The following is a 13,935-nucleotide window of genomic DNA, read 5'->3' as shown; positions in this document are numbered from 1 at the left end:
GGCTGCACGATAGCCCGCCGACGCGGGCTATCGCTGGCGTCGATAGTCAACATCAGCCCAATGAAGTTCTCTTAAAAATGCCAACGCGTAACATCAAACCCACACCAGGCAACACCCTAATCAAACACTCGGAGCACACTCTCATGAAACGCCAACTCTTGCTTAGCCTCGCTTTCTCGGTACTTGCTGCAAACGCTTTTGCCCACCCAGTCGTCGCTGAAGGCGGCGCTGATCGCCTCAACGAAAACCGCGTCGCCGAAGGCGGTGCCGAGCGTCTGCAAGGCAACCGTGTCGCCGAAGGCGGTGCTGAACGCCTGCTGGAACGTCGCGTCGCTGAAGGCGGTGCGGATCGCTTGCAAGAACGTGGTCTGGCCGAAGGCGGTGCAGATCGTCTGCAGGAACGTGGTCTGGCTGAAGGCGGTGCGGATCGTCTGCAGGAACGTGGCCTGGCCGAAGGCGGTGCAGATCGTCTGCAGGAACGTGGCCTGGCTGAAGGCGGTGCGGATCGTCTGCAGGAACGCGGCCTGGCTGAAGGCGGTGCGGATCGTCTGCAGGAACGTGGCCTGGCTGAAGGCGGTGCTGATCGCCTGCAGGGCAACAACGCTTGACCCCGCGCTGTGTGCGCGGCACCCCAAACCGGCCTGATCAGCCGGTTTTTTTTCGCCTGCTTATCGGGTACTGGCCTGAAATCGCTTGCGATACGCTGCCGGCAGCATCCCCACCCGCTGCTGGAACAGGCGCCGGAACGAGTTGCTGTCTTCGTAGCCCACCGCATAGGTGATGCTTTCGAGGGTCATGCGCGTCGACTCCAGCATCTGCTTGGCGCGCTCCAGGCGCAGGGTCTGCACATAAGCGATCGGCGTATAGCCGGTGGCTTCCTTGAAACGTCGCTTGAAATTGCGCACCCCAAAACCAAAGTGCCGGGCCACCTCGTCAATCACCAGCGCCTCGGCGCAGTGCTGCTCCAGCCAATGCTGCACGCGCAGTATCTGCGCGTCGCCGTGGCTCTTGGGCAACGACCACATCGCGTACACCGACTGCACCGTCCGCACCGTGTCGATCAGCAGGTATTTGCCACAGGTGTGAGCCAGTTCCGGCGAGCCGAAGCGGCGGATCAGGTGGAGCATCAAGTCCATTGCCGCACTGGCGCCACCACAGGTGATCACGCGGTTTTCTTCGCAGAGCATCTGCGCGTCATCGAGGCTTACGTCTGCGTAGCGTCGCCGGAAAAGCTCGGCAAACGCCCAGTGGGTGGTGGCGCGCAAGCCTTGCAGTACACCAGTTTCAGCCAACAGAAAGGCGGCGGTACACATCGACGCCAGCACGGCGCCGCGCCCATGCTGTTCGCGCAGCCAGGGGCCGAAGGCGGCAAACGTCGGCAAAGCCTCTTTCAAGGTGAAGAGAAAGCCGGGGATCAACACCAGGTCGGTCTGTGCGATCTGCGCGGTCGAACAGGCCACTTGCAGACGCTGCCCGCCCCAGGCATTCACGGCCTGGCCGTCGAGGGACGCAACCACGATCTCGAAGGGCGGATGGTCGGCAAACAGGTTGGCGGCGCTGAGCATTTCCAGGGCCAGGGTGGCGCTGGCGGCGGAGCAGTGATCGGCCAGGAGCAAGGTAATGTGCATTCACGGACCTTTTTGCGCTTTTCGCATTAAATAAGTCATTTGCGCACCTACCTTAGCCGATTTGGCGCCCTTACAGTGCTGCCACTGTTCAACTCTGTGGCGTCTTTATGAATCTCTGGTTTCGATTGCTCTACATGCTCTGCCGTCGCCCCTGGCGCAAGCCTGCCCATGGCCTGGCCACCACCGTGGTACGCATGCGGGTATGGCCGCTGGACCTGGATCTCAACCGGCATGTCACCAATGGCCGCTACTTCACCCTGGCGGACGTTGCACGGATGGATTTTGTCTTGCGCACTGGCGCTTTTCGCGTGGCCCTGCGCAACAAGGCGCTGCCGATCGTGGGCGATACCTGGGGCAAGTTCCGCCGCGAACTCAAGGTGTTCGAAGTGTTCGAGGTACACACCCGCATACTCGGCTGGGACCACAAGTGGAGCCTGATGGAGCACCGTTTCGTCAGCAAGGGTCGGGTGGTCGGCGTGGTGGTGATGCGCGGGCTGTTCCGCTCAGCCAAGGGCACCCTGCCCCCGGCGGATTTCCTGCGGGAGCTGGGGCTGGCCGAAACATCGCCGCCCCTGCCGCAGTGGCTGAGCGACTGGGCGCAGAGTTGCGAGGCGATGAGCGTGCAGTTGCGAGGTGAGGAACAGGATTGAGGATCATCCGCTCATCATCGTCTTGAGGCATGCGCGCCTTGGCCAACATGTCCTTGGCGATTTTACGAGTCGTCGCGGCGCCTTCCAACTGCGCGCTGGATATAGGAGTCCACCAGATACCGAGTGTTATCGCGGTATTGGGGAGAAGACGCCACTGCCCCGCCCAAGCTGGACGTCAACGACTCGACGCCGTGAACAACCGCCTCACAAAAGTCAGTGATGCACAAAAAAAACGCACTGCCGCACTCGCTGCGAAGCTCCAGGGTCTTACTCGCGCAAGCCCGGGACATCTTGATAGCTGCCCATGCGGCCTCTTTCTTGAGACCCGGCGCTGGATATCGACGAAACTCGTCCCAATGCAGATACCGGCCCTAGTCATCGACAGCTTTATAGATTGAGTCGCCAGGCGCTGCTCAGACTGATCAAGTCATACCTACCAGCTCTCCCCCAACCCCAGCAAGCCAAGTATCTGCCGGCGCAGGTCCACCAGATAAGGATCGTCGCGGTGCCGGGGGTATGGCCGCTCGACGGTCAATTGCGCCTGCAGGGTCGCCGGGCGGTCGCTGAACACGATCACGCGGTTGGCCAGGAGCAAGGCTTCTTCCACATCGTGGGTCACCAGCAACGCCGTGTAGCCCTGGCGTTGCCACAGGTCGATCAGTTCCTTTTGCATGGTGATGCGGGTCAGGGAATCGAGTTTGCCCAAGGGCTCGTCGAGGATCAGCAGGCGCGGCTGGTTCACCAGCGCACGGGCCAGCGCAACCCGCTGCGCCATGCCGCCGGACAGTTGCCGAGGGAAGGCGCGGGCGAATTGGCTGAGGCCGACTTTTTCCAAGGCTTCATCGACTTTGGCGGCATGGGTCTTGAGCAGGCCCTGGGCTTCGAGGCCGAGGGCGACGTTGTCCCACACGCGGCGCCACGGATACAAGGTCGGGTCCTGGAACACCACCACGCGGCTCGGGTCCGGGCCGCTGATCGGCTCACCATCGGCGAGCAAGCGCCCGGAATCCGCCGGTTCCAGCCCAGCGACCAGACGCAGCAAGGTGGACTTGCCGCACCCCGAAGGCCCGAGCAAGGCAACGAACTCCCCCGCTGCCACGTCCAGCGAAACCCGCTGCAACACCGGCAGATGCTCACCGTCCAAGGCAAACCCGTGGCTCAGGTTTTCGATGCGCAGCGTCAATCCCACCGCGGCTTCTACTGCGGTTGCCAGGGCTACCATTTCATCGCTCCTTTCTGCCAGGCCAGCAAGTGGTCGCGCAGCCGGAACAAGCCGCTGATCAACCCCGAGCAGGCCAGCGCCATGATTAACAACGCTGCATACATATTCGCGTAGGCCGCCCACCCCTGGGCCCATTGCAGGTACCAGCCGATGCCGGATTTCACGCCCATCATTTCCGCCACCACCAGAGTCGAAAACGAGGCGCCGAGGCCCATGAACAGGCCGACGAACACATGGGGCAAGGCGGCGGGAATCGCCACCTTGAAGATCAGGAAAGGCTGTTTTGCACCAAGGGTGCGCGCCACGTCGTAATAGGCTTTATCGACACTGGCCACGCCGGACCAGGTCAGCACCGTGACCGGAAACCAAGTGGCCAGGGCGATCAGGAAGACGCTGGCGCTCCAACTGCTGGGGAACAGGAAAAAGCACAACGGCAACAGCGCCGTCGACGGCACCGGGCCGAGGATGCGCAGCACCGGATGCAGCCAATAGCCGATACGCGTCGACCAACCGATGGCCACGCCGGCGATAAACCCGGTTGCCGCGCCCAACGCCACGCCCGCACCGAGCAGCAACGCCGAATGCAGCAGGCTGTCGGCCAGGCGCGCGTAGTCTTCGACATACACCGCGAGCAGGGCCTGGGGCGGCGCGAAGAACGGCACCGGCAGCAGCGCGAGTTTCGCCGTGAGCAGCTCCCAAATGCCCAACAGCAGCGGTAAAGCGATCAGCCATGACGCGGCTCCGCGCAGGCGCAGGCCGAGCCTGGCGAACCGGCGCCCGGCCACACTCGACACCCCGAACACCGCCGCCACGCCCACGCAGAGATGGGCCAAGCCTTGGGTCATCGGCCAGTCGCGCGTCGCATTGGGCCAGTAGCTGATCAGCAGCGCCACGGCCAACCAGGCGCCGACCACCGCCAGGCCCGGCCACCAGACCTTGAACGCCACGGGTGGGTTGAGGGTGGTCGCGTCAACTGAAGACATCGGCGGTGATCTCCTGGGCGAACGCCAGCGGGTCGGTGCCCTGGCTGATCACTTCCACGGTTTTCAGGTCGGTGACGTAGGTGGTGATTTCCGCGGTCAGCGCGGCGCCGACCGCATGGTGGCCGTGGGTGTGGTCGTGGAGAATCGCCTGGACTTCTTCGGTGGAGGTGTTCAACGCATAGGCCTGGAAACCCTTGGCGACGACCTCGGGGTGTTGCACGGAATAGTCATGGGCTTCGAGGATCGCCTGGGTCAGCGCCGCGACCACGCGCTTGTCTTCGCGCACCAGCTTGCCGGTGACACCGACCACGCAGCAGCTGAGGTTGGCGTAGGCCTCCACCAGGTTGGTGGACAGTTCCCGCGCCACGCCGGATTTGATCAGGCGATACATGAACGGGTCGCTGCCGCTGACCGCCTGCACCTCGCCGCGCTCCAGGGCGGTGCCGAGCAGGTCGGCCGGGTACAGGCGCCATTCGACGTCGCGCACCGGGTCGATGCCGTGCTTCTTGAGCAGGATCGAGAAGAAATTGCGGTCCGGGCTGGCCATGTCCGTCACGCCGATCGTCTTGCCCTTGAGGGCTTCGAGTGTGCTTACGCCGCCGTTCGCCGCACTGAGCAAACGCAGGCAGCCGCCATGAGTGCCGGCGGTCAGCTTGACGTCGAAGCCCTGCTCCAGGGCCTTGAGCCAACGCAGCGCCATGCCCACACCGGCATCGGCCTTGCCGGTGGCGATGGCTTCCAGCAGCACCTCGGTGGAATTGCCGAAGTTGACCAGTTCCACATCCAGGTTGTGCTGTTTGAAGAAACCTTGACCGTGGGCGATCACCACCGGGGCCAGGCACACGGCATTCAGGTTGACCGCCAGTTTCAGCGCGCGAGGCGCATCCAGGCGGATGAACTCACCGGTGCCGGCGGGCTCCTGGGGCGTGTGGTGCGCGGCGTGCTCGTCGGCGGCGAAGCCCAGGCGGGGCAGCGACAGCAGCAAGGGGCTGGCCAGGGTAATACCGGCCATGCCCAGGAGGCGGCGGCGGGTTAAAGGATCGAAAGCGGCCATGCAAAAACTCCCATGATTGTGTTCGCTAGGTAGATTGCGCGCCTTGCGTCATGCAGGGCACCTGCGACAAAACTACAATTTGATTATATTAATCAGCGACAATTATGAAAGAACCATATAATTCTATGGTTATGCCCGATGCCTCGAAACGCACAAAAAGCGCCCTAAGCTCAGATCGGAACAGTATTTATCGGGGGTGTACGCGCAGTGGGTACAGGCCGGGAAATGGGTGAAACCGCACCTGTAACCGGGGACGATCGATCAGTTGGCTGAGCAGCAGAAGATCGCGGATGCGTTCTTCAAGGCGGTGGATGCACAGGACGTGCAGACCTGGAAGTGATGCAGGGGGAATGCGCTTGATTCCCCCCTTTTTCGATTCAAGCCGGGCTGCGCGCCTCCCACCCGCGCGCCGCCAACGCCCCCAACACCCCGCCGGCAATCGGCGCCAGCCAGAACGCCCAGAGTTGCGCGAGGTACTCGACCCCGGCGAACAACGCCGGCCCAGTGCTGCGCGCCGGGTTGACCGAGGTGTTGGTCACGGGGATCAGGATCAGGTGAATCAAGGTCAGCGCCAGGCCGATGGCAATCGGCGCAAAGCCGGCAACCGCGCCCGGTGCGGTCACGCGCATGATGATCAGGACAAAGAAGAACGTAGCGATCAGTTCGGCCAGCAACGCCGCCTTCATGTCGAACTGGCCGGGGCTCAGCGGGCCATAGCCGTTGGCGGCAAAACCACCCGGCTCAAAACCCGACTGCCCGTTGGCAATCACGTACAGGGCGGCAGAGGCGACAATCGCTCCTGCGACCTGGGCGGCGATGTAAGGCAGCACATCGGCACCGGGAACGCGGCGCCCGGCCCATAGGCCGATGGTCACCGCCGGGTTGAAATGCCCGCCTGAGACACCGCCCACCGCGTAGGCCATGGTCAGCACGGTGAGCCCGAACGCCAGGGACACCCCCAGAAACCCGATCCCCAGCGTCGGGAATGCCGCCGCCAGGATGGCACTGCCACACCCGCCGAACGTCAACCAGAAGGTACCTGCAAACTCTGCGGTCAAACGCTTTTGCACAATCGACTCCATTGCTTTTCAAACACCACGGCCCTGATCGAAGGGCGTGGTGATCGCCGTCACCACAGGATGTGGGAGGTCCTGGGAGACGGTAGCAACAGGCATCAAATTGCCCTGTAAGACTTGTCTGATTTCAGTCGCGCGCGACACCCTGGCCGAACCGTCGGATCGCCAGGCAATAACCGATCAACGCCAGCGCCGCCAACAACCCGCCCGCCGCGCCGATCCAGGCGAAGCCGAAGTGGCTGCCGACCCAACTGCCCAGCAACGCGCCGCCGCCGATGCCGATGTTGTAGATGCCGGAGAACATGGCCATGGCCACGTCGGTGGCGTCCGGGGCGAGGACCAGGACCTTGGACTGCATGGCCAGGCCGAAGCCCATGATCGCCATGCCCCAGAACACGCTCAGGCCGACGAGGTAGGATTCGGCCCCGCTCAACGGCAGCATCAGTGCCAGGCACGCGCCCAGCAGGAACACCGCGCCGACCACGAACAGATGCGGGTTGAAGCGGTGTACCAGGCTGAACAACAGCGAGCCGATGATGCCCGCGCCGCCGAACACCAGCAGGAACAGGGTCACGACGTTACCGCTCAGGCCAGCGACACGTTCGACAAACGGTTCGATATAGCTGTAGGCGGTGAATTGCGCGGTGACCACCATGGCGGTGAGCACGTACAGCGCCACCAGCGCCGGGCGCTTGAACAGCAGCGGCAGGCTGCGCAGGGAGCCCGAGTTCTGGCTTGGCAACAGCGGCAAGGTGCGCGCCAGCCAGAACACCAGGCCGGCGGCGAAGGCCGCAATCACCAGGAACGTGGTGCGCCAGCCCATCGCTTCGCCCAGCAGGCGGCCCAGGGGAATGCCCAACACCATCGCCAGCGACGTGCCGGTGGCCAACAGGCCGAGGGCTTGCACCTGTTTGCCGGCCGGCGCCAGGCGTACCGCAAGGGACGCGGTAATCGACCAGAACAGCGCATGGGACAAGGCGATGCCGATCCGGCTGACCATCAGCAGGCCGAAGCTGGTGGCGACGCTGGAGAGGATATGACTGGCGATGAACAGGCCGAACAACACGATCAGCAGCTTGCGCCGTTCGATGTTGCGCGTCAGCAGCATCACCGGCAGCGAGGTCAGCGACACGATCCAGGCATAGATGGTGAGCATCAGGCCGACGCTGGCAATGGGCATGTCGAAGCTGGCGCCGATAGCGCTGAGCAGGCCGACGGGCACAAATTCGGTGGTATTGAACACAAAGGCGGCCAGCGCGAGGGCGATGACCGGTTGCCAGTTGGCACGGGGCGTTGCGGTTGAAAGGCTCATTGAAGGGCGCGGCACTCTGACGATGATCAAACGGCCACCCAGGACAAGCGCCGCCGCCGAGCATTCTATAGGTTTCTCGGGCGGCTGTTGACGCTCATCCGGAGCAAATCGCCTGCGGATCGATCAGGGCGAGGTCAGGGTGATCAAGTAGCTACCCGTCTGAATGGGCTTATCGAAGGCGTCCACCAGGACATACCGCTGGTCGTAATAACGTCCGTTGGGGGTGTCGGCCATCAACCGCACATGGGCGTTGGGTGCGCCCACCGCCTTGACGCTGCGGACCGGCTGCACCGCGAGCTGGTTGCCGCGACTGGCCTGCGGGCAGCCTTTCAAGTCCATTATCGAGCCGCTCGCCGCCGCCGTGGTGCAGCCCGGCTCGACGATACTGCCGTAGAATCGGACGACGCCACCCTGCGGCGCCGCCATGCACGTCCCCGTCCATACAGCGAGGAAGCCTGTAACCAGTGACAAACGTATAACGTTCATGTCGACGCTCCTTCTTGGGTTGACAAGAAGTGAGTCGTCCGTTTTGACGCAGGCTTTAGGCCTTTCGTCGCTTTAAGAAATGTCTGATAGACCGATCACGGATCCACCTGCCCCATCAGTTCCGGAATGCTTTCCGGGCGCTGCGCATAACGTTGCGCCAAGGCCGCACACACCATCAACTGGATCTGGTGAAACAGCATCAACGGCAGGATCAACACACCCATGGTCGCCCCGGCGAACAGCACCTGGGCCATCGGCACTCCGGTCGCCAGGCTTTTCTTCGAACCGCAGAACAGGATGGTGATGCGGTCCTCCTGATTAAAGCCGAAAGCTTTGCCCAGCAGCGTGGACGCCAGCAATACCAGGGCGAGCAACACGCAGCAGGCCACCACCAGGCCGCCCAGCTCCCACAGCGGAATCTGCTGCCAGATGCCTTGGATGACCGCTTCGCTGAACGCGCCGTAGACCACCAACAGGATCGAGCCCTGGTCGACGAACTTCAGCCAGGCCTTGTTGCGGCCGACCCACTCGCCGATCCAGCGGCGGGCGATCTGCCCGGCGATGAACGGCAACAGCAGTTGCACGCTGATTTTCAGGATGGCGTCGACGGTCGAACCGCTCTCGCCGTGGACATTCAGCAACAGCGTCACCAGCAGCGGCGTGAGGAAGATCCCGAACAGGCTCGACGCCGCCGCGCTGCAGATCGCCGCCGGGATATTGCCGCGCGCCAGGGACGTAAAGGCAATCGCCGACTGCACCGTGGCCGGCAACGCGCACAGATAGAGCATGCCCATGTACAGGTCTTTGCCGATCAGCGGCGACAACAGCGGTTTGAGCGCCAGGCCCAGCAAGGGGAACAGCACAAAGGTCAGGCTGAACACCAGCAGGTGCAGGCGCCAGTGCCCGGCCCCGGCGACGATGGCCTGGCGTGACAGCTTGGCGCCGTGCAGGAAAAACAACAGCGCGATGGCCAGGTTGGTCACCCAGCCGAAAGCCACGGCGGTCTGGCCGCTGGCGGGCAGCAAGGACGCGAGGAGCACGGTGGCAATCAGGGTCAGGGTGAAATTGTCGGGCAGAAAACGCGGGCGAGTCATAAGCAGGATCTTCCGGGGTTGCCAAGAACGTCATCGCGACTCTAACGTAACGCTTTATTACCGACTAACGCCAATGAGCCAGTAAATGCCGCCTAAAGGACATGACAAGACCGTCCGCCGCAGCGTGCCCGGGCTTTCCAGCCTGCCACGCCCGGTGTACGGACGCACCGAATCCTTGCCCAACCGCGCCTTGACCCGTCGGCACAGCCATCCGTGGGTGCAGTTGTCCTACGCGATTTCCGGGGTGCTGGAGATCCAGACCAGCGTCGGCCGCTTCGTCGCGCCGCCGCAGCGCGCGGTGTGGATTCCGGCGGGCATGCCGCACCGGGTCTACAGCTCGCCGCACACGGAGATGCGCAGCCTGTACCTGGATTGCAGCGTCACCGCCTGGGCGGACGAACGTTGCCAGGTGTTGGAGGTGAGCAGTTTGTTGCGCGAGTTGATCCGCCGCTTCAGCGAACTGCCGGTGGAATATGCCGAAGAGGGCCCGGACGGCAGGCTGGCCCAGGTGGTGCTGGACCAACTGGCGGCGGCGCCCCAGGTGGATTTGATGCTGCCGTTGCCCCTCGACCCGCGCTTGCGGCAGATCTATCGCAGTTTGGAGCTGCACCCGGAGCAACCCACCACGCTGGAGGATTGGAGCCGCAAGCTGGCGGTCAGCGAGAAGACCCTCAGCCGCCTGTTTTTGCGTGACACCGGGCTGACCTTCCGCGCCTGGCGCCAGCGCTTGCGCCTGCTCGGCGCCCTGCCCGCCCTGGAGCAAGGCGAGCGGGTGACGGATGTGGCGTTGGCGTGCGGGTATGAATCCACGTCGGCGTTTATCAACGCGTTTCGCCAGCAATTCGACGCCACTCCCGGCGAGTTCTTCCGCTAATGCAAAGGAAGGAGCTCAGCGTTGCTTCATGCGGTCGATCACCACCGCCAGCAGCAGGATCGAGCCGCGGATCACGTACTGGTAGAAGGTGTCGATGTTCTTCAGGTTCATTGCGTTCTCGATGATCGCCAGGATCAGCACCCCGGCGATCACATGGCGGATCATGCCGATGCCGCCGCTGAGCGACACCCCGCCCAGCACGCAAGCGGAAATCACCGTCAGCTCGAAGCCCTGGCCGATCATCGGCTGGCCCGAGGTCATGCGTGACGCGAGGATCACCCCGGCCAATGCGCCGATCAGGCCATGCACGGCAAAGATCAGGATCTTCGTGCGGTCCACGTTGACCCCGGCCAACAGCGCCGCTTCCGGGTTGCCGCCGATGGCCATGGTGTTGCGCCCGTAGGTGGTGTAGTTGAGCAGCCAGCCGAAGAACACAAAGCAGACGATGGTGATCAGGATCGGCACCGGCACGCCCAATAACTGGCCGTTGCCGAACACGAAGAACTGATCCTGGGACACTCCTACCGCCTTGCCGTCGGCAAAGATATAGGCCAGGCCGCGCACGATCTGCATGGTCGCCAAGGTGGTGATCAGCGCATTGACCCGCAGCTTGGCGATGACGATGCCGTTGATCAGCCCGACAATCAGGCCCATCAGCAGCGCCGCGCCGATGCCCAGCATGACGCTGTCGGTGTCGCGCATCACAATCGCGGCCACCACCCCGGCGCAGGCGATCACCGAACCGACCGACAAGTCGAAGTGCCCCGACGCCAGGCAGAACAGCATGGTGCAGGCGGCGATGCCCACGGTGGAAATCGCCAGGCCCAGCCCGCGCATGTTCAGCGGCGAGAGGAAGTTGTCGATCAGCAAGGCACACAGCAGGAAAATCGCCAGCGCCGCGAGCAGCATCGCCCAGTTGTCGAGCAGCGCGCGCAGGTCCACAGGTTTGCGTGCCGTCGGCAACGCGTTGTGTTGGGTCGTCATAGTCGTCTCTCAGTTCGCCAGGCCACGCGGCAAGGCCAGTTGCAGCAAGTTGGATTCAGTGGCGTGTTCGCGCCGTTGTTCGCCGCGCAAAGCGCCTTCACACAGCACCAGAATGCGATCGGAAACCCCCATCACCTCCATCAAGTCGCTGGACACCACAATCACCGCGATGCCGCTCGCCGCCAGGTCATGGATGATCTGGTAGATCTCCGACTTGGCGCCGATGTCGATGCCCCGCGTCGGCTCGTCCAGCAGCAGCACCTTCATCGGCATCGACAGCCAGCGGCCGAGAATGGCCTTCTGCTGATTGCCGCCGGACAGGTACATGATTTTCTGCGCGGCGCTCGGCGTCTTGACCTTCATCCCGCGGATTTGCTGCTCGGCGTTGCCCTGCTCCCAGCCCTCGCGCAGCAGCCAGCCGAACCGGGAATGGGCGCCGCGTGCGCTGATGTTGATGTTCTCGGCCACGCTGCCCAGCGGGATGATGCCCTCCTTCTTGCGGTCCTCCGGGCACAGCAGCACGCCGGCGGCGATGGCGTCGCGCGGCGAGCGCAATTGCAGCGCTTGCCCGCACAGTTCCAACTGCCCCGCCGTGGCGCGCTGCAAGCCGCTGAGCAGGCGAAACAACTCGGTGCGCCCGGCGCCGACCAAGCCGAACAGGCCGAGGATCTCGCCCTTGCGCACCTCAAAGCTGACCGGTTCACGCAAGCCCGGGCCGAGCAAACCGTCGACCTTGAGCGCCACCTCGCCGTGCTCGCGCGGCCGATAGTCGTAAATGTCCTGGATATCGCGACCGACCATGCAGGTGACCAACTGGTCGTGACTCAGCGCACGCATGTCGTCGAAGGTACGCACGTAGCGGCCGTCCTTGAACACCGTGACCGCGTCGCAAATGCGGAACACTTCTTCCATGCGATGGGACACGTACAGCACCACTTTGCCCTCGTCGCGCAGGCGCGTGATGATCGCCATCAGCCGGTCGATCTCGCGGGCCGACAGGCTGCTGGTGGGCTCATCGAAGGCAATCACATGCGCGCCACGCGACAGCGCCTTGGCGATTTCCACCAGTTGGCGCTGGCCCAGGGACAGGCGCCCGAGCTTTTCCTGCGGGTCGATTTCATCGGCCAGGCCCTTGAGGCACGCCAGCGCCCGCTGGCGCAGCTGGCTGCGGTTGACCACGCCGAAACGCGCCGGCAAATGCCCGAGGAACAGGTTCTCGGCGACGCTCATTTCCGGCACCAGATGCAGCTCCTGGTGGATCACCGCGACGCCGCTGGCAATGCTGTCGGCCGCGCATTTGAAGGCCATGGTCTGCGCGCCGATCTGCACGCTGCCGCTGCTCGGGATGTAGGCGCCGCCGAGGATCTTCAGCAGCGTCGACTTGCCCGCGCCGTTCTCGCCCATCAACGCGTGTACCTGCCCCGGGTGGGCAGTGAAACTGATGTTGTCCAGCGCCTTGACCCCGGGGAAGGTTTTGCCGATGCCGTCAAAGCGCAGTGCCGCTGCGGTCATTTCCACAGCCCGATCTTGGTCAGTTCTTCCTGGAAGTTGGCGCGGGTGATCAGCGTCACTTCGTCCATCGCGGTGTACTTCGGCGGTTCCTTACCGGTGGTGACCCACTCGTACATCATCAGCGCGGTGTTGTAGCCCTCGATGTGCGGGCTGGGCAGCATCGAACCGAAGAAACCGCTGTTGGCTTTCTTCAACTCGCCGATGGCGTCGGTGCCGTTGATGCCGATGCCGATCACGTTGGCGGCTTTGAAGCCGGCGCTTTCGGTGGCGCGCACGCCGCCGAGCACGGTGTTGTCGTTCATGCCGCCGATGATCAGGTTCTTCGCGCCGCTGGGCAGCTTGACCAGCGCCGAGTTGGTGGCGTCCATGCTGCCGGGCACATCGAGGGTCTTGAGCGCGGCGGTGAGGATATGGTCTTTAGGAATGCCGGCCTCTTCGAGGGATTTGATCGAACCGTCGGTGCGTTTTTTACCGGTGTCGAGTTCGTTGAAGGTGTTGATCACCGCGTAGATATCCTTCCAGTCCCAACCGCGCTTTTTCGCCTCGGCGGCCATCGCCGCGCCTTGCTTCTGACCGACTTCGAACGCGGCCATGCCCAGGTACGGCACGTCTTCCATGAAATTGCCCTTGGCGTCGACGAAACGATCATCCACGGCCATGACTTTCAAGCCGTTGACCTTGGCCTTGGCGACAATGGCCGGGCCGAGGGACACGTCCGGCGGGCAGATCACAAAGCCCTTGGCGCCGTTGGCGGCCAGGCTGTCGATGGCCGAGAGGGTCTTCTCGCCGTCGGGCACAGCGATCTTGATCACAGTGAAACCATGTTCCTTGCCGGCTTTTTCAGCGAAGGCCCATTCGGTCTGGAACCAGGGTTCTTCGGCTTGTTTGACCAGGAAGCCGATTTTTACTGCTTCAGCGGCCAGCGACAGCCCACTCAAGCTGATGGCCGAGACCGCCACAGCGGCGCAGCACAAGGAACGGATAGCACGACGACGATTCATACGGTTGACTCCTTATTGTTGTTTTCTTTTTTTGTAGGAGCGAGCTTGCTCGCGAAAAG

The 13,935-nt window shown here is 63.3% G+C and carries 14 protein-coding genes; 3 read left to right on the top strand and 11 right to left on the bottom strand.

Annotated features, from left to right (window positions below):
• Window positions 1-143: 143 nt before the first annotated feature.
• The gene (locus MOQ67_RS13480; protein ID WP_169866090.1) at window positions 144-608 is read left to right on the top strand and encodes a hypothetical protein; all 465 of its coding nucleotides are present in this window, start codon (window positions 144-146) and stop codon (window positions 606-608) included.
• A gap of 60 nt (window positions 609-668) precedes the next feature.
• On the opposite strand, the gene MOQ67_RS13475 is transcribed toward MOQ67_RS13480, so the two are convergent.
• Window positions 669-1,628 carry a GlxA family transcriptional regulator gene (locus MOQ67_RS13475; protein WP_046488531.1) on the bottom strand — a complete coding sequence of 320 codons (960 nt, stop codon included), beginning with the start codon at window positions 1,626-1,628 and terminating at the stop codon, window positions 669-671.
• 107 nt (window positions 1,629-1,735) lie between these two features.
• Here MOQ67_RS13475 and MOQ67_RS13470 point away from each other — a divergent pair, with 107 nt between their 5' ends.
• Window positions 1,736-2,278: an acyl-CoA thioesterase gene (locus MOQ67_RS13470; RefSeq protein WP_079443558.1), complete on the top strand. Its 543-nt coding sequence runs from the start codon at window positions 1,736-1,738 to the stop codon at window positions 2,276-2,278.
• A 433-nt stretch (window positions 2,279-2,711) separates the two neighbouring features.
• Here the strand turns inward: MOQ67_RS13470 and MOQ67_RS13465 are convergent, their stop codons facing one another.
• From MOQ67_RS13465 to MOQ67_RS13435, 7 genes are all read right to left on the bottom strand, one after another.
• Window positions 2,712-3,500 carry an ABC transporter ATP-binding protein gene (locus MOQ67_RS13465; RefSeq protein WP_198718412.1) on the bottom strand — a complete coding sequence of 263 codons (789 nt, stop codon included), beginning with the start codon at window positions 3,498-3,500 and terminating at the stop codon, window positions 2,712-2,714.
• A complete protein-coding gene (locus tag MOQ67_RS13460) occupies window positions 3,494-4,483 on the bottom strand; it encodes an ABC transporter permease (protein ID WP_198718411.1) in 990 nt (329 codons plus the stop codon). The genes MOQ67_RS13465 and MOQ67_RS13460 overlap by 7 nt, the downstream gene beginning before the upstream one ends.
• The gene (locus MOQ67_RS13455; protein ID WP_169885458.1) at window positions 4,470-5,537 is read right to left on the bottom strand and encodes an ABC transporter substrate-binding protein; all 1,068 of its coding nucleotides are present in this window, start codon (window positions 5,535-5,537) and stop codon (window positions 4,470-4,472) included. Before MOQ67_RS13455 ends, MOQ67_RS13460 begins: the two co-directional genes overlap by 14 nt.
• Before the next feature lie 377 nt (window positions 5,538-5,914).
• Window positions 5,915-6,619 (bottom strand): aquaporin Z, encoded by a 705-nt coding sequence (gene aqpZ / locus MOQ67_RS13450; RefSeq protein WP_046383876.1) that lies wholly within the window; start codon window positions 6,617-6,619, stop codon window positions 5,915-5,917.
• 121 nt (window positions 6,620-6,740) lie between these two features.
• Complete coding sequence (locus tag MOQ67_RS13445) at window positions 6,741-7,925, bottom strand: sugar transporter (protein ID WP_046488537.1); 1,185 nt, start codon at window positions 7,923-7,925, stop codon at window positions 6,741-6,743.
• A 123-nt stretch (window positions 7,926-8,048) separates the two neighbouring features.
• Window positions 8,049-8,411 (bottom strand): hypothetical protein, encoded by a 363-nt coding sequence (locus tag MOQ67_RS13440; protein WP_102618585.1) that lies wholly within the window; start codon window positions 8,409-8,411, stop codon window positions 8,049-8,051.
• Window positions 8,412-8,506: 95 nt separating this feature from the next.
• A complete protein-coding gene (locus MOQ67_RS13435) occupies window positions 8,507-9,505 on the bottom strand; it encodes a bile acid:sodium symporter family protein (protein WP_046488538.1) in 999 nt (332 codons plus the stop codon).
• Between the two features lie 85 nt (window positions 9,506-9,590).
• On the opposite strand from MOQ67_RS13435, the gene MOQ67_RS13430 reads away from it, so the two are divergent.
• Complete coding sequence (locus tag MOQ67_RS13430) at window positions 9,591-10,379, top strand: AraC family transcriptional regulator (protein WP_104903438.1); 789 nt, start codon at window positions 9,591-9,593, stop codon at window positions 10,377-10,379.
• 15 nt (window positions 10,380-10,394) lie between these two features.
• Here the strand turns inward: MOQ67_RS13430 and araH are convergent, their stop codons facing one another.
• Genes araH through MOQ67_RS13415 form a run of 3 tightly spaced genes read right to left on the bottom strand, consistent with a single transcriptional unit; the run spans window position 10,395 to window position 13,876 of the window.
• Window positions 10,395-11,363: an L-arabinose ABC transporter permease AraH gene (araH, locus tag MOQ67_RS13425; RefSeq protein WP_046489319.1), complete on the bottom strand. Its 969-nt coding sequence runs from the start codon at window positions 11,361-11,363 to the stop codon at window positions 10,395-10,397.
• Between the two features lie 9 nt (window positions 11,364-11,372).
• On the bottom strand, window positions 11,373-12,875 hold the full coding sequence (araG, locus tag MOQ67_RS13420; protein WP_090234823.1) for an L-arabinose ABC transporter ATP-binding protein AraG: 1,503 nt from the start codon (window positions 12,873-12,875) through the stop codon (window positions 11,373-11,375).
• Window positions 12,872-13,876 carry a substrate-binding domain-containing protein gene (locus tag MOQ67_RS13415; protein ID WP_448675936.1) on the bottom strand — a complete coding sequence of 335 codons (1,005 nt, stop codon included), beginning with the start codon at window positions 13,874-13,876 and terminating at the stop codon, window positions 12,872-12,874. Before MOQ67_RS13415 ends, araG begins: the two co-directional genes overlap by 4 nt.
• Window positions 13,877-13,935: the final 59 nt, after the last annotated feature.

Source organism: Pseudomonas sp. LY-1 (genome assembly GCF_053502595.1).
This window is presented reverse-complemented; position numbering and strand designations above follow the sequence as displayed.